The 19,176-nt window shown below is 69.4% G+C and carries 19 protein-coding genes; 5 read left to right on the plus strand and 14 right to left on the minus strand.

The window, feature by feature from the left end; genetic code table 11:
• Nucleotides 1-3: 3 nt before the first annotated feature.
• From NL112_RS07775 to NL112_RS07790, 4 genes are all read right to left on the minus strand, one after another.
• Complete coding sequence (locus tag NL112_RS07775; RefSeq protein ID WP_255152090.1) at nt 4-405, minus strand: acyl-CoA thioesterase; 402 nt, start codon at nt 403-405, stop codon at nt 4-6.
• Nucleotides 405-2,129 (minus strand): CocE/NonD family hydrolase, encoded by a 1,725-nt coding sequence (locus NL112_RS07780; protein ID WP_255152092.1) that lies wholly within the window; start codon nt 2,127-2,129, stop codon nt 405-407. The genes NL112_RS07775 and NL112_RS07780 overlap by 1 nt, the downstream gene beginning before the upstream one ends.
• Nucleotides 2,130-2,194: 65 nt before the next feature.
• On the minus strand, nt 2,195-2,533 hold the full coding sequence (locus NL112_RS07785; RefSeq protein ID WP_255152093.1) for a Rieske (2Fe-2S) protein: 339 nt from the start codon (nt 2,531-2,533) through the stop codon (nt 2,195-2,197).
• A gap of 100 nt (nt 2,534-2,633) precedes the next feature.
• The gene (locus NL112_RS07790) at nt 2,634-3,788 is read right to left on the minus strand and encodes an MFS transporter (protein WP_255152095.1); all 1,155 of its coding nucleotides are present in this window, start codon (nt 3,786-3,788) and stop codon (nt 2,634-2,636) included.
• A 95-nt stretch (nt 3,789-3,883) separates the two neighbouring features.
• Between NL112_RS07790 and NL112_RS07795 the strand changes: the two genes are divergently transcribed.
• The 5 genes from NL112_RS07795 (at nt 3,884) to NL112_RS07815 (ending at nt 8,348) form a co-directional block, all read left to right on the plus strand.
• On the plus strand, nt 3,884-4,762 hold the full coding sequence (locus NL112_RS07795; RefSeq protein ID WP_255152096.1) for an LLM class F420-dependent oxidoreductase: 879 nt from the start codon (nt 3,884-3,886) through the stop codon (nt 4,760-4,762).
• A gap of 53 nt (nt 4,763-4,815) precedes the next feature.
• A complete protein-coding gene (locus tag NL112_RS07800; protein WP_255152097.1) occupies nt 4,816-5,943 on the plus strand; it encodes an amidohydrolase family protein in 1,128 nt (375 codons plus the stop codon).
• A 100-nt stretch (nt 5,944-6,043) separates the two neighbouring features.
• Entirely contained in the window at nt 6,044-6,820 is a 777-nt protein-coding gene (locus NL112_RS07805) for an enoyl-CoA hydratase/isomerase family protein (RefSeq protein ID WP_255152098.1), read from the plus strand.
• Complete coding sequence (gene gfo6 / locus NL112_RS07810; protein WP_255152099.1) at nt 6,820-7,887, plus strand: D-xylose 1-dehydrogenase Gfo6; 1,068 nt, start codon at nt 6,820-6,822, stop codon at nt 7,885-7,887. The genes NL112_RS07805 and gfo6 overlap by 1 nt, the downstream gene beginning before the upstream one ends.
• A 50-nt stretch (nt 7,888-7,937) precedes the next feature.
• Nucleotides 7,938-8,348 (plus strand): VOC family protein, encoded by a 411-nt coding sequence (locus NL112_RS07815; RefSeq protein ID WP_255152100.1) that lies wholly within the window; start codon nt 7,938-7,940, stop codon nt 8,346-8,348.
• Here the strand turns inward: NL112_RS07815 and NL112_RS07820 are convergent.
• From NL112_RS07820 to NL112_RS07865, 10 genes are all read right to left on the minus strand, one after another.
• Nucleotides 8,345-9,991 carry a class I adenylate-forming enzyme family protein gene (locus NL112_RS07820; protein WP_255152101.1) on the minus strand — a complete coding sequence of 549 codons (1,647 nt, stop codon included), beginning with the start codon at nt 9,989-9,991 and terminating at the stop codon, nt 8,345-8,347. The genes NL112_RS07815 and NL112_RS07820 overlap by 4 nt on opposite strands.
• Before the next feature lie 75 nt (nt 9,992-10,066).
• On the minus strand, nt 10,067-10,801 hold the full coding sequence (locus NL112_RS07825) for an ABC transporter ATP-binding protein (RefSeq protein ID WP_255152102.1): 735 nt from the start codon (nt 10,799-10,801) through the stop codon (nt 10,067-10,069).
• Nucleotides 10,798-11,604 carry an ABC transporter ATP-binding protein gene (locus NL112_RS07830; protein ID WP_255152104.1) on the minus strand — a complete coding sequence of 269 codons (807 nt, stop codon included), beginning with the start codon at nt 11,602-11,604 and terminating at the stop codon, nt 10,798-10,800. The genes NL112_RS07825 and NL112_RS07830 overlap by 4 nt, the downstream gene beginning before the upstream one ends.
• Nucleotides 11,605-11,607: 3 nt before the next feature.
• On the minus strand, nt 11,608-12,693 hold the full coding sequence (locus tag NL112_RS07835; protein ID WP_255152105.1) for an amidohydrolase family protein: 1,086 nt from the start codon (nt 12,691-12,693) through the stop codon (nt 11,608-11,610).
• 140 nt (nt 12,694-12,833) lie between these two features.
• Nucleotides 12,834-13,754 carry a TIGR03619 family F420-dependent LLM class oxidoreductase gene (locus NL112_RS07840; protein ID WP_255152107.1) on the minus strand — a complete coding sequence of 307 codons (921 nt, stop codon included), beginning with the start codon at nt 13,752-13,754 and terminating at the stop codon, nt 12,834-12,836.
• Nucleotides 13,755-13,763: 9 nt separating this feature from the next.
• Nucleotides 13,764-15,446 (minus strand): acetate--CoA ligase, encoded by a 1,683-nt coding sequence (locus NL112_RS07845; protein WP_255152108.1) that lies wholly within the window; start codon nt 15,444-15,446, stop codon nt 13,764-13,766.
• A 105-nt stretch (nt 15,447-15,551) separates the two neighbouring features.
• Nucleotides 15,552-16,727: a thiolase C-terminal domain-containing protein gene (locus NL112_RS07850; protein WP_255152109.1), complete on the minus strand. Its 1,176-nt coding sequence runs from the start codon at nt 16,725-16,727 to the stop codon at nt 15,552-15,554.
• Nucleotides 16,727-17,128 (minus strand): Zn-ribbon domain-containing OB-fold protein, encoded by a 402-nt coding sequence (locus NL112_RS07855; protein WP_255152110.1) that lies wholly within the window; start codon nt 17,126-17,128, stop codon nt 16,727-16,729. The genes NL112_RS07850 and NL112_RS07855 overlap by 1 nt, the downstream gene beginning before the upstream one ends.
• Before the next feature lie 75 nt (nt 17,129-17,203).
• Nucleotides 17,204-18,280, minus strand: a complete 1,077-nt coding sequence (locus NL112_RS07860; protein WP_255152111.1) for a branched-chain amino acid ABC transporter permease — start codon at nt 18,278-18,280, stop codon at nt 17,204-17,206.
• Nucleotides 18,280-19,176: a branched-chain amino acid ABC transporter permease gene (locus tag NL112_RS07865; protein ID WP_255152113.1), complete on the minus strand. Its 897-nt coding sequence runs from the start codon at nt 19,174-19,176 to the stop codon at nt 18,280-18,282. The genes NL112_RS07860 and NL112_RS07865 overlap by 1 nt, the downstream gene beginning before the upstream one ends.

Below are 19,176 nucleotides of genomic sequence, written 5' to 3' on the forward strand. Positions count from 1 at the left end.
CGGTCAGTCCGCGAACGCTTCGAGCGCCTCCCGCACCGGGTCGGGGAGCGGCCGCGGCTCGAACGTCTCCATGTCGACGGCGACCATCGTCACCGTCGTCTCGAACGCGTCCTCGCCGTCGACCCGGCCGGTCGCGCTGTAGACGACCGACTGCTCGGTGAGTTCGGGGACGAGTTCTATCTCGACGACGTCGCCGTACTCCACGGGGGCGAGATACGTCGTCTCGGCGTTGACGATGGGCATGCTCCACCCTTCGCTGTCGATGAGCCGGTGGAACGGAAACCCCGCGTCGTTCATCAGGTCCTCGGTCGCGTGCTGGACGGCCTCGAACGCTCTCGGGTAGTAGATGATGCCCGCCCGGTCGACGTCGCCGAACCGGACGCGCCACTCGTGGGTGTACCCCATCACTCCACCACCGGCAGGCTCAGCCGCGAGGGGTGGTCGGCGTCGTGGAACACCTGCTGGGTCGCAACCTGCATCTCCTCGGCGTCGGCCACCGCGGGCGTCGTCTCGACGTTGCAGTTGCGGTCGTACTTCGGGAAGTTGCTGCTGGACACCTCCAGCCTGACGCGGTGGCCCGGCTCGAAGGTGTGGGCGACGTGGCCCAACTCGACGGGCACCTCGACCGTCTCGCCCGGCTCCATGAACGTCGGCTCCGTCTCCGACTCGCGGTAGCGCGCTCGTTTGATGCCCTCCGCGACGTTGGCACAGTAGCCGTCCGGATCGACGTCGACGAGCTTCGCCGTGAAATCCGTGTCCGGCGCCGATGAGGCGACGTACAGCGTCGACGTGACCGGGCCGGCGACGGTGAGCGGCTCCGTCAGCCGCGGCGACGTGTACACGAGCACGTCGTCGCGCTCCTCGACGCCCGACTGGTCGGTGATGCCGCCGTCCTGGATGGACGCCATCAGCGTCCGCCCGCCACGGGAGGGGACCGGGTCCGCGGGGTCGTACTCGTAGCTGTCGGGCGGCCCCTCGCCGGGCGTCTCGACCAGGCGGCCGTCGCCGTGGCGGGAGTTGGCGGCGCCGCCGCTGTCGAGATACCACGCCGTCGAGTCCGGGTCCGGGGGCCACGCGTCGGCCGTCTCCCACGACTCCGCGCCCACGTCGAAGTAGCGGACGCCCGGGATGTCGGGCGCCTCGCCCTCCACGAGCCAGGCGTCGAGCCACTCGAACGCCTCGCTGTTGAGGATGGCCGGCCCGCTGACCGCCCGCGGGCCGAACTCCCGGTCGCCCACCTTGCTCATCGTGATGGACATCGGCGCCTCGTGGTCCCACGGGCCGACGACGAGATGCTGGTTCGCCCGTGCCTCGTCGGTCGCCTCGGAGGCGATGGCGTCGTAGAGGTCGAACTCGCCGCGGGCGAACACGTCGTACCAGCCGGTGACGTGTAACACGGGCACGTCGACGCTGTCGGCGCTGGCCGCGAGGTCGATCCCCTCCCAGTAGTCGTCGTACGAGGGGTGGTCGAGCCACTCCTGCCAGTAGGGCGCGACCCCGGAGTCGAACAGCGGGATGTCGGTCAGCGGGAGCGTCTCGGCGGCCGCCTCGGGGTCGCTCGCGGCGGCCATCAGCGCCCGCTTGGCCGCGCCGATGTCTTCCGAAGAGAGGTCGGCCTTCCCGAGCGCGTCCCACGAGAGGTTCGTGCCGAACATGAGGTTGAACCCGAGTTCGAACGCGCCGCCGCTGTACACCCAGCCGTCGTGGAGGTCGCCCGCCGTGAACCCCACCAGCGCACACTCGAGGTGTGGTGGGTCGGCCACGACGGCCGACATCGCCGTCACGCCGAGATACGAGGTGCCGACGACGCCGACGTTGCCGTCACACCAGTCCTGCTCGGCGGTCCACTCGACGGCGTCGTAGCCGTCCTCGCGTTCGTTGACGAACGGCTCCCAGTCTCCCTCGGAGTTGAGCCGCCCCCGGATGTCCTGGACGACGACGGCGTAGCCGTGTTCGGCGGCCTCGACCGGCCGGAACATCGTCTCGCCGACGTGTGACTTCCCGTACGGCGAGCGCAAGAGGAGTGCCGGATGCGTCCCGTCGTCGTCGGGTCGGTACACGTCGGTCGCCAACTCGGTGCCGTCGCGGGTCTCGACACCCACGTCTCGCTCGACAGTGATGCGAGCCATACGGGTAGCTAGCAAACCGGCACCTTATAGTTACGGTCGCGTCGGTCGGTGACGGCGCCGTCGGCTCAGATGCGGACGCGAATCTCGTCGTCGACGACCGTGACGTCGTACTTGCGGACGCGGGTGTTCTCGCTGAACACCGCCCGCCCGGAGTCGAGGTCGAACCGCCAGCCGTGGAACGGACACGACAGGACCGTCTTCTCGCAGTCCTCGCCGTCGCAGTCGCGCGTGCTCGTCTCGATGGGCCCCTGTGCGACGGGCGCGCCCATGTGCGGACACGAGTTGCGGACCGCGTGGTACGTCCCGTCCTGGTTGATGACCGCCACCTCGGTACCCTTGATGTCGAAGAACTTCCGCTCACCCGGGGGTATCTCCGAGGTGTCGGCGACCGTCACTTCCTCCATGCACGCCCATAGCCTGACCCCAATCGTAAAGCTTGTGCTTGTTACACGCACTCACGACCCGCCGACGGCGACGGGGTCACTCGGCGAGCGCGGCGTCGGCTCAGCCGTCGAGCAGTAGCACCAGCCCCGCCCCGCCCACCCCGAGCGCCGCGTAGACGGCGAACGTCCCGGTCCACGAGACGGTCTCGATGAGCCAGCCGCCCAGGGCGGGCGAGACGATGATGCCCGAAAACGAGATGGAGGTGAACACGGTGAGGCTGGTGCCTTCCGTCCCCTCGCTGGCGAGTTGCTGGACGTAGACGAAGAACACCCCGGAGCTCAACTGGAGCAGGAGGCCGGCCGCCAGAAGCGCCAGCGCGTACGCCACCAGCGTCCCGGCATCGAGGATGACGGCGAACCCGGGGACGGCACCCACGAGCGAGGCGACGATGACCGGTCGTGACCGGTCAATGCGGTCGGAGAGCCAGCCGCCGACCGGCCGTGCGACGATGCCCGTCAGCGGCACCAGCGCCGTCAGGGCGCCGGCGCTCGCCAGCGGGAGCGCCAGCACGTCCCGGGCGTAGGTGGGGAGCCACGAGTTGAGGAAGATGTACAGCAGGTACCACGCGAACGAGGCGGCCGACAGCACCAGCACCGGCCGGTTGCGGAGCGCGGCGACGAACTCGCCGACGGAGAGGCGGCGGTCGTTGCGAAGCGGCCCCGTCGAGACGAGCGCGAACAGGCCGAAGCCGGCGACGGCGACGAGGGGGTACGCGAGGAACACGGCCTGCCAGCCGAACGTCGCGGCGACCAGCGGGCTGGCGGCCTGCCCGACGACGAACCCGGCGGGGGCGCTGACGACGAACAGGCTGGTCGCGAGCCCCTGGCGGTCGGCGGGGAACACCTGCCCGACGATGCTGGTGGCGACGATGAACCCGAACCCGCTGGCGGTGCCGGCCAGAAAGCGGCCGGCGAGGAAGCCGACGAACCCCGACGGCACCAGCGCGACGGCCGCGAGCAGGACGAACAGCCCGGTCGCGGCGCCGAGCAACCGTCGGCTGTCGTAGCGGTCCAGCAGGAGGCCGCCGGGTATCTGCAACAGGACGGTCCCGGCGACGGTGGCGCTGATGGCCAGTCCCGCGTCGGTGGTGGCGACGCCGAACGCGTCGCCTAGAAGCGGTGCGACGCTGGCAGGGGCGATGGCGTAGGCGTTCCCCCCGAGCGAGACGACGAAACAGCCGGCGAGGACGAGCCACGGCCGGCGCTGTCGGGTCATACCCGGTGCTCCCCGCGAGGGACCAAAGCCTTGGGGGACTCCGGCACCCCCGACAGCGCCGTCAGGGCTTTGCCCCGGGCCTCCGTGGGAGTGGTATGCGCATCGGCACCCTGTTCCCGCCGGACGTCGGCACGGACCGCGACACCATCGACGCGTTCGTGTCGACGGCGGAGTCGCGCGGCTTCGACCACCTGCTCAGCTACGACCACGTCCTCGGGGCGAGCCCCGACCGCCCCGGCGGCTGGGACGGGTTCTACGACCACACCGACCCGTTCCACGAGCCGTTCACGACGCTGTCGTACGTCGCGGGCCGCACCGACGACATCGACCTGATGACGGGCGTGCTCGTCCTCCCACAGCGGCAGACGGCGCTGGTCGCCAAGCAGGCGGCCGAACTCGACCTGTTGAGCGAGGGCCGCCTCCGGCTCGGGGTCGGCGTCGGCTGGAACCACGTCGAGTACGAGGCGCTCGGGCAGTCGTTCGAGTCCCGCGGCGCCCGCATCGAGGAGCAGGTCGAACTCCTCCGGGCGCTGTGGACCGACGAACTGGTCGCGTTCGACGGCGAGTTCCACAGCGTGCCCGACGCGGGCATCAACCCACTGCCGACCCAGCGGCCCATCCCGCTGTGGATGGGCGGGGCCGCACCCCCCGTCCTCGACCGGGCGGGGCGGACGGCCGACGGCTGGCTCCCGCTGGGCCCGCCGAACGACGAGCGGCGCGAGGAGCTGTCGGCCGTCCGCGAGGCCGCCGAAGAGGCGGGGCGTGACCCCGACGAGGTCGGCGTCCACGGTCAGCTTCCGCTGGACCCCGACCGACCCGAGCAGTGGCTCCGGGGCGTCGAGAACTGGGACGCGTTCGGCGCGAGCCACCTGACCGTCACGACGACGCGGGCGGAGCTTGGCCCCGGCGAGCACGAGCGGCTCGTCGCCCGGTTCGCCGACGAACTGGCCGACGCCGGCCGGTCGCTCGACTGACCGTGGTGAGGCCTGCCAACCTTTAAGATGGAGTCGGCCCTGTTTCGAGACACATGACCCCAGACGTAGTCGAGACGTCCGGACAGGAGAACGCGATTCGTGCCCTCGACCGCATCGAGGACTACACGGTCGTCGACGCCGACGTCCATGAGATATCCATCGACCTGACCCCGGTGCTGGAGTATCTCGACGAGCCGTACCGGAGCATGCTCGAACAGAGCATCACCACCGACGAGCCGCTGGCCCAGGGGCTCGGCGCCTCGTTCAACTTCGACCTCGACCCGACGCCCCACGGGCTCGGGCAGGACGTGAAGACCACCACCCCCGAGGGGCTGGCGGCGTTCATGGACCGGTTCAACACCGACTACCTGCTCCTCCACGGCCACCAGCTCGGGTCGGCGGCCACCCAGCCCGACGAGGACTACTCCGCGGCGCTGTGTTCGGCCACCAACGACTACATCCTCGACCACTTCCTCGACGAGCACGAGGGGTTCAAGAGCGGCATCCGCATCCCGTCGCGGAACGTCGACGCCGCGGTCGAGGAGATTCACCGCCTCGCCGACGAGGACGACATGGTCTCCATCCACCTCTCGCCGCCGAAACTCGAACATCTCGGCAACGACACCTACGACCCCGTCTACGAGGCCGCCTCCGAGGTGGGGATGCCCGTCGACTACCACATCGGCTACGTCGAGAGCCCGTGGACCGGCGCGTTCGGCGGCCACTCGCTACACAGCGCCGTCGAGCACATGTCCGCCATCAGCCAGCAGATGATAGGGCTCGTCCCCGAGATGATATTCAACGGCGTCGTCGAGCGCTACCCCGACGTGGACCACATCTTCCTCGAGCAGGGCATCGCGTGGATTCCGTGGATGATGGGCCGGCTCGACAAGACCTACGAGCGGCGCAAGCACATGCTACCGGAGCTATCGAAGAAGCCCAGCGAACAACTCCACGACAACTTCTGGTTCGGCACCCAGCCCATCGAGGACATGACGGTGACGCAGGCGAGCCTCTACCGCGTCCTCGAGATGATCGACGCCGAGGACCTGCTGATGTACTCCAGCGACTTCCCCCACTTCGACTTCGACTACCCCACCGCGCTCACCATCCCCGAACTCTCCGAGGAAGCCGAGCGGAAGATCTTCGGCGAGAACGCGATGAAAGTGTACGACTTCTGACGCCGTCCTCCTTCTGTCCCGTGTTCTGCGCCGTTCCCGTTCCGTCCCCTGATAGCGCCCCACAAGCTATAACTCGCCCGACACCGACTGGACGGTCGCCATGTCAGCACCGTTCGCGTACGCGGAGAGCGACGGAGTCGGTACCATCACGATGCAGAAGCCCCCGGCCAACGGGCTGTCGCTGGACTCGATGCGGGTGCTCAGCGACGCCCTCGACACCGTCCGGGACGAGGCGGTCCCGGTCGTCGTCGTCGAGAGCGACCTCGACGGGATGTTCTCGGCCGGCGGCGACCTCTCCTGGTACGAGGAGGCCACTCCCGGGGAACTCGACGCGTTCGCCGAACTGCTCCACGAGAACCTCCGCCGGATGGAGACGATGGGGACGCTGTTCCTCGCGGCCATCGACGGCCACGCGCTCGCCGGCGGGTTCGAACTGGCGCTCGGCTGTGATTTCCGGTTCGTCTCGCGGGGCGACTGGCGCATCGGCCTCACCGAGACGGACATCGGCGCCATCCCCGGCGGCGGCGGCACCCAGCGGCTCCCCCGCGAGGTGGGCCGGAGCCGCGCCCTGAAGATGATAGTCGACGCCGAACAGCTCTCGCCCGAGGAGGCGCTGGAGGCGGGGCTCGTCCAGGAGCTGTACGACCCCGACGAACTCGAGGCGGCGGTCCACGAGTACGCCCGCGAGTTGGCCGACGGTCCGACGCTGGCGTACGCCGCCGCGAAGGAGGCGGTCACCCGCGGCGCGGAGATGCACATCGACGACGGCCTCGCCTTCGAGCGGGCCCGCGAGAGCGAACTGGGCGAATCCGACGACTTCGAGGAGGGCGTGACCGCCTTCGCAGAGGGCCGGGAACCGGAGTTCGAGGGGCGGTGATGGCGGTCGGCGACCGCCTGACCGACGACTCCCGCGACTGGGACACCGGCGCCGACGGCACCGTCAGGATGGCCGTCGTCGGGCTCGGGGGCTACGCCGTCAATCGGGCGCTTCCGGCGCTCTCGGCCGCGGACTACTGCGAACCGACGGTCGCGGTCAGCGGCTCGCCCGACACGGCCGCCGACGTCCGCGCGGAGTACGACCTCGACCGCGTCCTCGACTACGACGGCTACCACGACGGCGAAGCGACCGACGCCTACGACGCGGTGTACGTGGCGACGCCGCCCGCGCTCCACCTGGCGGCCGTCGAGACGGCCGCCCGCCTCGACAAGCACGTCTGCTGTGAGAAGCCGATGGCCGCGACAGTCGAGGGGGCAGAGCGGATGCGGGCGGCCTGCCGGGACGCCGGCGTCACGCTCGCGGTCGCCTACCGGATGCAGTTCGACCCCGTGGTCCGACGGGTCCGCGAACTCTGCCGCGAGGGGACGCTCGGCGAGGTGGTCCAGTTCCACGGCAGTATCTCCATCCGCCTCCGGACGGCGTGGGGCGGCGCGCTCGACACCTGGCGCACCGACCGCGACCTCGCGGGTGGCGGCGCGCTCCCCGACCTCGGCGTCTATCCGCTCAACACCGCCCGGTTCCTCCACGACGCGCCCGCCGACGCCGTCCAGGGGTCGACCACCACCACGGACCCGGCGTTCGGCTCGGTCGACCAGCACGTCGCCTACACGCTCGGCTTCGCCGACGGCGCCACCGGCTCGTTCTCGGCGAGTTTCGACGCCGTCCCCGAGAGCCACTTCCAGGTGCTCGGCACGGAGGGGCGCGTCTTCGTCGACGGGGCGTTCGTCCCCCGCGGGCAACGTCGGGTCCGCGCCGACCTCGACGGCGAGCGCGTCGACCGCGAGGGGTCGGGCGTCGACGAAATCGAGGAGACGTTCGCCGCGTTCGGACACGCGGTACTGACCGGCCGGGAGACGGTCGCCACCGCCGACGACGGTCTCGCCGACATGCGGGCGATGGCGGCGGTGTACGAGTCCGACGAGACGGGCGCTCGCGTCGGCCTGTGACGTGCCAGCACACCCCAACGGCTAAGCGGCGCCCTCACGACTGACGCGTCATGGACGTCATCGGTATCGACCGCGTCATGTTCGCCGGCCGCGACATCGAGGCGATGCGCGACCGGTTCGCCGACCTGCTCGACATCGAGTTCGGACCGCCCGTGGAGTGGCACACCGGGATGCCGCTGTACTTCGCCGACCATCCGCGCATCGAGATACTCGGACCCGCGGAGATGGACGACGAAATCGCCCGTTACATCGACGAGCACGGCCAGGGACTGTACGGCGTCGCCTTCCGCGTCGCGGACATCGAGGCGGCGCTGTCCGAGTTGGCCGACCGCGGCGTCGAACCGCTGTTCGAAGACGAGATCGAGAACGTCCACGAGGCGGCGTTCCACCCGAAGGAGTTCGCCGGCGTCTACGTCGTCCTCGCGGAGCACCACCACCCCATCGGCGACCCCCGGTTCTAGCGCTCGCGTAGCTCCTTGCGCTGTATCTTCCCGACCGCGTCCTTCGGCAGTTCCTCCAGGAACGCCACCTCGCGGGGGTACTTGTACAGCGACATCGCATCCTTGGCGTACTCCTGGAGGTCGTCGACGAGACCGGCGCCGGGGTCGTGGCCGTCGTCGGGGACGACGAACGCCTTCACGACCTCGCCCCGCTCGTCGTCCGGGGCGCCCACCACCGCCACCTCCGCGACTCCGGGGTACTCGGCGAGCACCTCCTCGACCTCGGTGGCGGCGATCTGCCGGCCGGCGGTGACTATCATGTTGTCCAGCCGGCTGACGAAGTAGAGATAGCCGTCGGCGTCGCGCCGCACCACGTCGTCGAGTAACGTCCAGCCGTCGTGGAGGTCTTCGGCCGTCTTCTCGGGCATCGCCGGATGCTCGTTGTTCCAGTAGCAGACGCCGCCAGGGCCGCGGACGGCCAGTTGGCCGTCCTCGCCGCGGCCCACCTCCCGCGAGGGGTCGGTGATGTCGACCACCTTCACCTCGTAGCCGTTGTACGGGCGGCCGATGGAGGTCTTGGGGGCGATCCGTTCCTTCTCGCGGTAGGCGCTGGCGACGCCCAGCGTCGCGGAGGTGCCGAACAGTTGGGCGGTCTCGACGCCCGCGGCGTCGACCCACCGGTCGAACGTCCCCTCGTCGATAGCTTCGCCCGCGAGGATGGTCAACTGCAGCGACGAGAGGTCGTACGAGGCCACGTCGGCCTCGTTCAGCATCATCCGCACGATGGTCGGCGCGGCGCTGAACAGCGTCACCTCCCGCCGTTCGATGATTTCGAGCATCTCGACGGGGGAAGGGCGCTCGGCGAGCACCACCGTCGACCCGAACGCGGGCGGGATGATGACCTTCCCGCCGTTGCCGTACGTGTGGCCCAGCGGCGGCGGACACAGCACCCGGTCGTCCGGGCCGAGCCCCTCGCCGTCGCCCCCCTCGATGAGCGCGAGGGCGTACTCCATCGCGTGAGTATGAAGACAGCCCTTCGGCTTGCCGGTCGTCCCGCCGGTGTAGTTGATGCCCGAGACGTCGAGCGGCCGCGTCGGGTGCGCGTCCTCGATTGGTGCGTGGTCGGCGATGAGGTCCTCGAAGGCGTGGTGGCCGTGTGTCTCCTCGCCCGCGACGACGAGTTCGGGCGACGCGTCGGCGCGGTCGACCGCCGCCTCCACCTCCGCGAACTCGTGGTCGGCGGTCACCAGCACCGACGCCTCCGTGTCGTCGAGGAAGTAGGCGATCTCGCGGGCCCGCTCCGGGAGCGTCGAGGAGACGTTCACGGCGCCGGCTTTCCAGAGGCCGTACTGGGTGACGAAGGCGTCGGCCGTCTCGCCGAACCGCCACAGCACCCGGTCGCCCGGTTCGACACCGAGCGTCCGGAGGGCGGCGGCGAACCGGTCGGCCCGCTCGTTCACCGCCGCGTACGTCGTCGTCTCGCCGGTGTCGTGGTTCACGACCAGCGGCCGGTCACCCCAGCCGTGCTCCTCGACGGCCGCCTCGAGGATCGCCGCCGCCACGTTGAACCGGTCGGTGTTGTACGCGAAGTCGACCCGCTCGTCGGCGAACACGTACGAGGGGCGCGCCGTCGGCACGAACCGGTCTGGCACGTTGTCGAACATCCGGAGAGACGTTGCGACACCGACGTATTAGGGGTTCCCCAACCTGACTGCCTGCTGATGAGTCCGGCCGCGGGGTCACTGCACCCCGAGGTAGCTCTCCATCAGTTCGCGGTTCTCCCGGAGCTCCGCGGACGTGCCCTCGTACTCGATGTGGCCCGTCTCGATGACGTACACCCGGTCCGCGAGTTCGAGTGCGACCTGTGCGTTCTGCTCGACGATGAGCATCGTGACGCCCTCGGCGTTGAGTCGGTCGACGATGTCGACCACGTCGTCGACGATCTGGGGCGCGAGCCCCTCGGTGGGCTCGTCGAGCATCAGCAGCGACATCTCGGGGCCGAGCAGAGCGCGGGCGATAGCGAGCATCTGCTGTTCGCCCCCGGAGAGCGTCCCGCCGAGTTGGTTGCGGCGCTCGTCGAGCCGGGGGAACCGGCGGTACACCTCCTCGAACTCCTCGTCGCCGGAGCCGGCGGCGACACGCAGGTTCTCCCGCACCGTCAGGTCGGGGAAGATGCGGCGTCCCTCCGGCACCCACGAGATGCCGCGGCGCCGCACCTCGTCGGGCGAGCGGCCGGCGATGTCCTCGCCGTGGAGCCGTACCGCCCCCGACTTCGGGGGCTGGATGCCCATGATGGAGCGGAGCGTCGTCGTCTTGCCGGCGCCGTTGCGGCCCACCAGCGCGACGGACTCGCCGCGCTCGATGGACAGCGACACGTCGAACAGCGCGTGGCTCTTCCCGTAGAAGGTGTTCAGGTTCTCGACCTCCAGGATGGAGTCGGACCCCTCCTCGGTGGTCGCGGCGGCGTCGCTCATCGGCGGTCCTCCCCCAGGTACGCCTCCTGGACGCGTTCGTCCGCGCTGATGTCTGCCGGCGACCCCATCGCCAGCAACGATCCGTGATGCATCACCGCGATGCGGTCCGAGATGTCGGTTATCATCTCCATGTTGTGCTCGATGATGACGATGGTGGTGTCGCGGTTCAGTTCGGTGATGAGGTCGACTGCCTCCCCCGTCTCGCCGGGGGACATGCCCGCGGTGGGCTCGTCCAGCAACAGCAGGTCGGGGTCGGCCGCGAGCGCGATGCCGACCTCGAGGTGGCGCTGTTGGCCGTGCGAGAGGCTCGCCGCCTGCTCGGTCGCCACCTCCGAGAGCCCGATGCGATCGAGGATGTCGTCGGCCTCCGCGAGGTGGTCCTCCTGCTGGGTGAAATGCGACAGCAGGTCCGACCGCCCGAACCCCGCGTGCTGGGCGTAGACGCCCAGCCGGACGTTCTCGCGGGCGCTCAGTTCGGGGAAGAAGTTCGTAATCTGGTACGAGCGGGCGATACCCCGCCCGACGATGTCGTGGGGCGCCAGCCCGTCGATGCGCTCGCCCCGGAACCTGACCTCGCCCTCCGAGGGCTCGTACTTGCCGGTCAGCGTGTTGAAAAGCGTCGTCTTCCCCGCACCGTTGGGGCCGATGACCGCCGTGATGTCGCCTTCCTCGATGGACAGCGAGAGGTCGTCGACGGCCGTCAAGGTGCCGAACCGCTTGGTGAGCCCTTCGGTCCGCAACAGCGGGTCGCTCACGCTCTCACTCGCTCCCGTGTCGTCCGTGTCCTGTGTGTGAGTCGCCATCGGTCACATCCCGAACAGTGCGGCGGCGTTCCCGCCGCCGATGGCCTCGCGCCGCTGTTCGCCGTCGAACACCGACAGCGTCTCCGGCGTGTCGGCGTTCCAGTGGGGCCAGCCCGACGCGTACAGCAGGCGGTCCTCGCCCAGCATGTCGACCAGCCCGTTGGTGGTCGTCTCCGGCAACTCGCCCAGCGGATAGGTGGTGTACCAGCAGTTCTCGCGGGCGTACTCGTGGGGTTCACGCTCGAGTTGTTCGACCTCCTGTGGCGAGGAGGCGTCCTCGAGGTTCCGGTAGTAGCGGGTCGACCGCCACATGACGTGGTGCATCCAGCTGAACTCCTCGCCGGCCCAGACGACCTGCAGGTCGGGGAACTCGTCGAACAGGCCCTGGAACACCATCGTCAGGAAGTTCGTCATGTGGTTGTGGACGAGCATCGCGTCGTAGGAGGCGTACTTCTCGGGCATGCCCATCGCCGTCTGCCGGCGGATGGCGTTGCCGGAGGTGTGGATCATCACCGGCATGCCGGCTTCGGCGGCGGCACCGAACAGCGGCCGGAGGTACTTGTGGCCCAGGGAGAGCTCCCGGTTGCCGTAGACGACGACGGCCACCATGTCCGGGTCGTCGGCCCACCGCTGTATCTCCTCGGCGGCCCGCTCGGGGTCGCCCACCGAGACGAGCACGGCCCCCTTCAGCCGGTCGGATTCGGCGAGCCACCGCTGTTTCAGCAGGTCGTTGTACGCCGTCGCCAGCGACGCCGCGTAGTCGGGATTCGGGAGCGCCGGCAGGAACTTCATCTCGTGGCCACACAGCAGGGCCGCGTCGACGCCCTGGTCGGCGAGTTCGGCGTCGACGGCCGACGGCGACCGGTAGGTGTCGGAGTCGGTGTAGCCGCCGTCGGCTGTCGCGTCCGGGTGGTCCTCCCCCCAGTAGGCGTGTGCCCACGGGAGCGTCGGCATCAGCGTGCCCGAGACGGGGTCCTTGAGCGTCGATTTGATGCCCAGTCGACGCTGCCACCGGTCGGGAACCATCTCCTTCATCTCCTCCAAGTCCACCGTCCACTGATGGACACAGGCGTCGATGGTACGTGCCATACGCTGGCATTCGCGGGCACGGTGATAATGATTTCGGGGGAACCGTCACCCGAGAGGCGGCCACACCTGGCGGCGCCAGTCAACGGGGGGTCCCCCCGCGTCTGGAACGCCGGTACGCCTGTAACAGAACCGCGGGCCGCTCACAGCGCCGGCAGTATCTCGTCGCCGAACCGCTCGAGCTGTTCGAGTTGGGCCTCGAGGTCCTGGACCATCGGCGTGACGCCGAACCGGGTGACGCCCGCGTCGACGTACGCCTCGAGGTCGGCCGCGATGGAGGCGGGCTCGCCGACGGTGAGGCGGCTCTCGTCGGGGCCGTCCGAGCCGACGTGGACGCCACGCGACACCATCAGCTCCGGGTCGCCCTCGCGGTCGTAGTCGGCCCACGCCCGCCCGATGCGCTCGCCCGCCTCCGCGACCGCCTCGGGTGAGTCCCAGAAGATGGTCCAGCCGTCGCCGTACTCGGCGACGCGGCGGAACGCCGCGCCGGACTTCCCGCCCACGAGCACCGGCGGCGGCTCACCGTCCTCGGGGACGGGGTAGAAGCCCGTCTCCTGAAACGAGTGGTGCGGCCCGTCGAAGGCGAGTTCGCCCTCCGCGCAGACCCGTTCGAGCAACTCGAGGAACTCGTCGGTGCGGGACCCACGCTCCTCGAACGGCACGTCGAGCACTTCGAACTCGGTGCGGAGCCAGCCGGGGGCGAGCCCGAAGGTGAACTGGCCGTCGGTGAGCGCATCGAGCGTCAGCGCCTGCTTGGCGAGCACCACCGGGTGGCGGTAGGGGACGATGCAGGCGTTGGTGCCGACCGCAAGGTCCGTGACGCCGGCGACGAACGAGAGTGCCTCGAACGCGTCGAAGACGGGCATCGACACGTCGAACCACGACTCGCCCGTCGGCGAGAACGGGTACTCGTCGGGGATGTCCGCCGGGAAGGTGACGTGGTCGCCGACCCAGACGGCGTCGAAGCCGGCCGCCTCGGCCGTCTCCGCGTAGCGGCGGAACGCCTCCGGCCCCGCGGTGTCGCCGAACGTCGGGAGGATGGCGCCGACCTCGAGGTCGGTCACGCTACCACCTCAGACCGCCGCATCCGTCGACTCCTGCTCCCGGTCGCGGAGCTCCTTGCGCTGGATCTTCCCCACGTCGTCTTTCGGCATCTCGTCGATGAACTCGATCCGGCGGGGGTACTTGTAGACGGCCATCTCGCCTTTGGCGTACGTCTGCAGGTCGTCGACGAGGTCGTCGCCAGGGTCGTGGCCGTCGGCGGGGACGACGAACGCCTTCACGACCTCGCCGCGCTCGTCGTCCGGTGCGCCGACCACGGCGACCTCCGAGACGGCGGCGTGCTCGGAGAGCACCTCCTCGACTTCGGGGCCGGCGATCTGTCGGCCGCCGCTGACGATCATGTTGTCCAGCCGGCTGACGAAGAAGAGGTTGCCGTCCTCGTCCATCGTGAACGCGTCGTCGACGAGCGACCAGCCGTCGTGGAGGTCGTCGTCCATCCGCTCGGGCATGTCGGGGTGGGCGTTGTTCCAGTAGCAGATGCCGGTCGGCCCCCGGACCGCCAGCCGCCCCGGTTCGTCACGGCCCATCTCGACCGTCGGGTCCTCGATGTCGACTATCTTCACCTCGTAGCCCGCGTGAGGCCGGCCGATGGCCGGCGGGTCAGCGAGCGGTTCGCTGTCGCGGTAGGAGGTGGCCACGAAGATGCGAAGCGGCGTCATCCCGAACCCGTTGAACGGCTCGATGCCGCTCTGCTCGGTCCACCGGTCGGCGGTCTCGGGGTCGAGCACCTCGCCGGCCATGATGCAGAGGCGGAGCGACGAGAGGTCCGACCCCGGCACGTCGGCGTGGTTCATCATCATCCGGAGCATCGTCGGTGCGCCGGCGAAGATGGTGACGCCGTGCTCCTCGATGATTTCAAGGAAGCCAGCGGGGTCTGGCCGGTCGGCCAGCACCGTCGACGCCCCGAACCGGAGCGGGAGCGTCATCTTCTCGCCACAGCCCCAGGTGTGGCCCAGCGGCGCCGGCGTGAAGAACACGTCCTCGGTGGTGTAGTTGCGGCCGTCGCCGCCCTCGGTGTCCGCGCCGATGACCTCCGTCGCGTGAGAGTGGACACAGCCTTTCGGGCGGCCGGTCGTCCCGCCGGTGTAGTAGATGGTCGCCACGTCGAGCGGCGCCGTGTCGGCGTGGCCCTCAAACGGCTCGTGGGTCTCGAGCAGGTCGTGGAACTCGTGGTGGTCGCCGTCCACCTCGTCGGCGCCGTCGACGATGACCTCCTCGACGTGGTCGGTGGCGTCGAGCGCCTGTGCCGCCGGTTCGAAATCCCGTGCGGTGGCGACCAGGAACCGCGGCTCCGTGTCCTCGACGAAGAACGTCATTTCGCGGCCCCGCTCGGCGAGCGCGCTCGGGACGTTGATGCCGCCGACCTTCCAGACGGCGTGGGCGGTGACGAACGCCTCGATGACCTCGTCGAACCGCCACAGCACGCGGTCGCCGGGCTCGACGCCCAGCTCGCGGAGCGCGGCGGCGAACCGGTTCACCATGTCGTGCAACTCGTCGTAGGTGACGACGTCGCCGTGGTCGTGGCGCCTGACGACGGGCCGGTCGCCCCACCCTCCCTCCTCGATGCCGCGCTCGAGCAGTTCGTGGGTCGCGTTCAGTACCTCGGTGTTGTGCACGTAGTCGACGTCCGGGTGACCGAAGGAGAGATCCGGCAGTTGCTCCGGGAGGAACCGCTGTGGAACGTTCTCGTACATCACGGTTGGTGATTTCCCGGGACCCGAATTATAGTTTTGGTCAGCAATCGGATAGGAATGGACGTTCCGCGGGCTCTCGGCTCGGGGCAGGCGCCGTGTCGACGGTTAGCGGTCCGCCTGGAGCACGTGGACGGTGTAGTTGGCGCCGACGCCGTTGAGCGAGCCGCCGCCGTTGTCCGCGAGGCCGACCGTGGCGCCTTCGACCTGGCGGTCGCCGGCTTCGCCCCGGAGCTGCCAGACAATTTCGTTGAGCTGGGCGACGCCCGTCGCGCCGATTGGGTGGCCGCGGCCCTTCAGCCCGCCGCTCGGGTTCACGGGGTGGGCGCCGTCGACCTCGGTCTCGCCCGACAGCACCACGTCGGGCGCGGTGCCGGGCTCGCAGATGCCCAGCGCCTCCATGTGGTTGAGTTCGCCGAACGTCGCGCCGTCGTGGACCTCGAACAGGTCGACGTCGTCGGGGCCGATGCCGGCCGCCTCGTAGGCGGTCGCGGCCGTTCGCTCGACGCCGCTTGCGTCCGCCGAGTCCGCCGCGGGGTCGTCGTAGTTGCCGGTACGGTGGACCGACGCCTCGACGGTGACCCGCGTCTCCGGCGGCTCGGCGAGTGCGTCCTCGGCGGCGATGACAGCGGCCGCCGCCCCGTCGGAGATGGGGCTCATGTCGTACAGCCGGAGCGGGTGGGCGATCATCGCGGACTCCTCGACGTCCTCGGCCGTTATCTCGCGGTGGAAATGCGCGTACGGGTTCGCCAGCGCGTTCCGGTGGTTCTTGATGCTGACCTGCGTCAGCGCCGCCCGCAGATTCTCGACGCCGTACTTCTCGCGGTAGGCGTTCGCGCTCATCGCGTACGCGCCGGTGAACGCCATGCCGCGTTGCCCCTCGCGGACGGCGTCGGCGGAGCTACCGAGGCTCTCGGTCGCCTCCTCGGTGCTGACGCCGGTCATCTTCTCGACGCCGAGCACGAGCACCACGTCCTCCAGTCCCGAGGCGACGGCGCGGTACCCCTGCCGGAACGCACACGACGACGACGAGCAGGCGTTCTCCATGTTCGTGACCGAGACGCCGGTGACGCCCATCTCGCGGAGACACACCTGTCCCACGAGCCCGCGCTGTGGGTCCGCGGGGCCGCCGACGTTGCCGACGAAGGCGGCCTCGATGTCGTCGACGTCCACGCCGGCGTCGACTACCGCGGCGTGGGCCGCCTCGGCGCCGATGTGGCGGATGCCGCGCTCGTCGGCGCCGAACTCCGTCTGTCCGACGCCGGCGACGACGACGTCGCGCATCAGGCGCCTCCCGGGCTGAACGCCCACGTCGTCCGTTCGCCGTCCTGCAGGTCGATGCTGAAGGTGTCGAGTTCGAGTTCCATGCCGATGGCGAGTTCCTCGGGGTCGTCGGTCGGAATCGGCGCGAACGCGCGGACGTTGCCCGGCGAGAGGCGGACGAACCCCATCGGATGCGGGGGGTCGATGCCCGGCGGCGGTACGTTCACGACCGAGTACGTCTCGAGGGTCGCCGTCGACTCCATTAGCTGGTCGTCGACGTCGGCACTGCCACAGTGCGGGCAGTACTCCCGGGCCGGGAACGCGACGCGGCCGCAGTCGGCACACGCGGTGCCGAGGAGCTGGACCGTGTCGCCGTCGACGGTGACACCCTCTTCGTTGGCTAGGGCTTCGCTGCTTTCCATGTTACCGACACGCACATTTCCTCCGAGGTGGTCATAAAGCCATCGCAACGTATCACGGAGCCGTGAGACGGGGGCTCAGCCACGTATCTTCTCCAGATACGTCACCACCCCGTCGTGGATGCGCCGGGGCGTCCCGGCGGGGTCTTCCTTGAGTGACCGGAGGACGCCCGCGATGCCCTTCGGCGCGAAGATGACGACGAGCACGTACACCGACGCGATGACGAGTTGCCAGGACGCGAACGACGAGAGCATATCCTCGAGGAGGAGTACCAGCCCCGCGGCCAGCATCGGGCCCCACAGCGTCCCCATGCCGCCCAGCAGTATCATGATGAGCACCTCGCCGCTGGTCTCCCAGCCCAGCAGGCCGGGGTGGGCGACGCTGATGATGGGGACGAACAGCGCCCCCGCGACGCCGGTGAACCCGCCGCTGATGGCGAAGGCGATTATCTTGTACCGCTTGACGTTGTAGCCGATGAACGCCATGCGGTCCTCGTTCTCGTGGATGCCCTTCAGCACGCGCCCGAACGGCGAGTTCGCCAGCCGGACGATCAGCGCGAACGACAGCGCCAGCACGCCGAACGTGAGGTAGTAGTAGTCCGACAGCGCCGACAGCTCGGTCCCGAACAGCGTGTAGAACGGGATGCCGATGAGGCCGTTGTCGCCTCCGAGGACGCTCGTCGCGTCCACGAAGTACGCCGGCATGTCGTCGAACACGGCGATGTAGAACAGCTGGGCAAAGGCGAGCGTGAGGATGGCGAAGTAGATGCCGCGGGCCCGCACCGAGAGCCACGCCATCACCGCCGCGATGAGCGCCCCGACGACGAACGCCGCCGGGAGCGCGACCAGCGCGTTCTGGGTGAGTTCGAGCAGGACGAGCCCCGCGGCGTAGCCCCCAAGCCCGAACATCGCGGCGTGGCCGAACGACGGCAGTCCCGTGTAGCCGAACACGAAGTCGAGACTGAGCGCGAACAGCGCGAACACCATGATGCGCGACACGAGGTCCATCCAGAACGGCTCGGTCGCGCCCGCGATAGCCGGGAACACGGCGAGCGCGAGTCCGGCCGCGACGACCCCCAGCCAGCCCGACCGCCCGAGCACCGACTCGTGGCCGGTGCTGGCGTCGAACCGGTCGAGGAACCCCTCGACCGACATCAGTGCCCTCCGGCCGCGGCGGCCTCGTCGATACCGAACAGGCCGTTCGGTTTGATCATCAGGACGATAATCATCAGCGCGAAGATGGGCATGTCTGCGAAGGCCGGCACGAACAGCGCCGTGTACGACGTGAGCAGGCCGACGATGATCGACGCCAGCACCGCGCCCCGGAAGCTCCCGAGGCCGCCGATGACGACGATGGCGAACGCGTCGATGATGACCGAGATGCCGAGGTTGGGGGCGATGGCGCCCTGCGGGGCGAGCAACACGCCGGCGAACGCCGCCAGCGCCGCGCTTCCGACGAACACGCCGATGAATATCTTCGAGACGTCGGTGCCCAGCGCGCTCACCATGTCGGTGTCGTGGGCGCTGGCTCGCATCAGGATGCCGATGTTCGTCCGGACCAGCAGTTGCCAGATGGCGACGATTATCAGCGCGCTCACGACCAGCGCGAACAGCCGGTAGTTCGGGTACGTCACCGACCCGAACGTGACGCTCCCGTCGAGCAGTGCGGGCGCGCTGATGCTTTTCGCCTCCGCGCCCCACAGCAGGACGATGAGCTCCTCGATGATGATGGCGACGCCGAACGTCAACAGGATGTGGTCCAGCGGGTTCCGCCCGTACAGCGGCCGGAGGCTGAACACCTCGATGACGGCGGCGGCGATGCCGACCAGAAGCGGGGCGACGAGCGCCGCCAGCCAGAAGTTACCGATGCCGATGTCCGACACCAGCAACCACCCGAAGTACGCGCCCAGCATGTAGAGTGCGCCGTGCGCGAAGTTGACGACGTTCATCATGCCGAACACGAGCGAGAGGCCGGTCACGATGAGCGCGAGCGTCAGGCCTGCCTGGAGCCCGAACAGTCCGGTCGCCAGCAGTGTGCTCACCTCGACCAT

It is taken from the genome of Halorarius halobius (assembly GCF_024298865.1).
GTDB classification, from domain to species: Archaea; Halobacteriota; Halobacteria; order Halobacteriales; family Haloarculaceae; genus Halorarius; species Halorarius halobius.

Excerpts from the sequence above, each read along its gene's own strand:
- NL112_RS07775 (WP_255152090.1), bottom strand. The coding sequence starts at position 405 with ATGGGGTACACCCACGAGTGGCGCGTCCGGTTCGGCGACGTCGACCGG.
- NL112_RS07780 (WP_255152092.1), bottom strand. The coding sequence starts at position 2,129 with ATGGCTCGCATCACTGTCGAGCGAGACGTGGGTGTCGAGACCCGCGAC.
- NL112_RS07785 (WP_255152093.1), bottom strand. The coding sequence starts at position 2,533 with ATGGAGGAAGTGACGGTCGCCGACACCTCGGAGATACCCCCGGGTGAG.
- NL112_RS07790 (WP_255152095.1), bottom strand. The coding sequence starts at position 3,788 with ATGACCCGACAGCGCCGGCCGTGGCTCGTCCTCGCCGGCTGTTTCGTC.
- NL112_RS07795 (WP_255152096.1), top strand. The coding sequence starts at position 3,884 with ATGCGCATCGGCACCCTGTTCCCGCCGGACGTCGGCACGGACCGCGAC.
- NL112_RS07800 (WP_255152097.1), top strand. The coding sequence starts at position 4,816 with ATGACCCCAGACGTAGTCGAGACGTCCGGACAGGAGAACGCGATTCGT.
- NL112_RS07805 (WP_255152098.1), top strand. The coding sequence starts at position 6,044 with ATGTCAGCACCGTTCGCGTACGCGGAGAGCGACGGAGTCGGTACCATC.
- gfo6 (WP_255152099.1), top strand. The coding sequence starts at position 6,820 with ATGGCGGTCGGCGACCGCCTGACCGACGACTCCCGCGACTGGGACACC.
- NL112_RS07815 (WP_255152100.1), top strand. The coding sequence starts at position 7,938 with ATGGACGTCATCGGTATCGACCGCGTCATGTTCGCCGGCCGCGACATC.
- NL112_RS07820 (WP_255152101.1), bottom strand. The coding sequence starts at position 9,991 with ATGTTCGACAACGTGCCAGACCGGTTCGTGCCGACGGCGCGCCCCTCG.
- NL112_RS07825 (WP_255152102.1), bottom strand. The coding sequence starts at position 10,801 with ATGAGCGACGCCGCCGCGACCACCGAGGAGGGGTCCGACTCCATCCTG.
- NL112_RS07830 (WP_255152104.1), bottom strand. The coding sequence starts at position 11,604 with ATGGCGACTCACACACAGGACACGGACGACACGGGAGCGAGTGAGAGC.
- NL112_RS07835 (WP_255152105.1), bottom strand. The coding sequence starts at position 12,693 with ATGGCACGTACCATCGACGCCTGTGTCCATCAGTGGACGGTGGACTTG.
- NL112_RS07845 (WP_255152108.1), bottom strand. The coding sequence starts at position 15,446 with ATGTACGAGAACGTTCCACAGCGGTTCCTCCCGGAGCAACTGCCGGAT.
- NL112_RS07850 (WP_255152109.1), bottom strand. The coding sequence starts at position 16,727 with ATGCGCGACGTCGTCGTCGCCGGCGTCGGACAGACGGAGTTCGGCGCC.
- NL112_RS07855 (WP_255152110.1), bottom strand. The coding sequence starts at position 17,128 with ATGGAAAGCAGCGAAGCCCTAGCCAACGAAGAGGGTGTCACCGTCGAC.
- NL112_RS07860 (WP_255152111.1), bottom strand. The coding sequence starts at position 18,280 with ATGTCGGTCGAGGGGTTCCTCGACCGGTTCGACGCCAGCACCGGCCAC.
- NL112_RS07865 (WP_255152113.1), bottom strand. The coding sequence starts at position 19,176 with ATGGTCGAGGTGAGCACACTGCTGGCGACCGGACTGTTCGGGCTCCAG.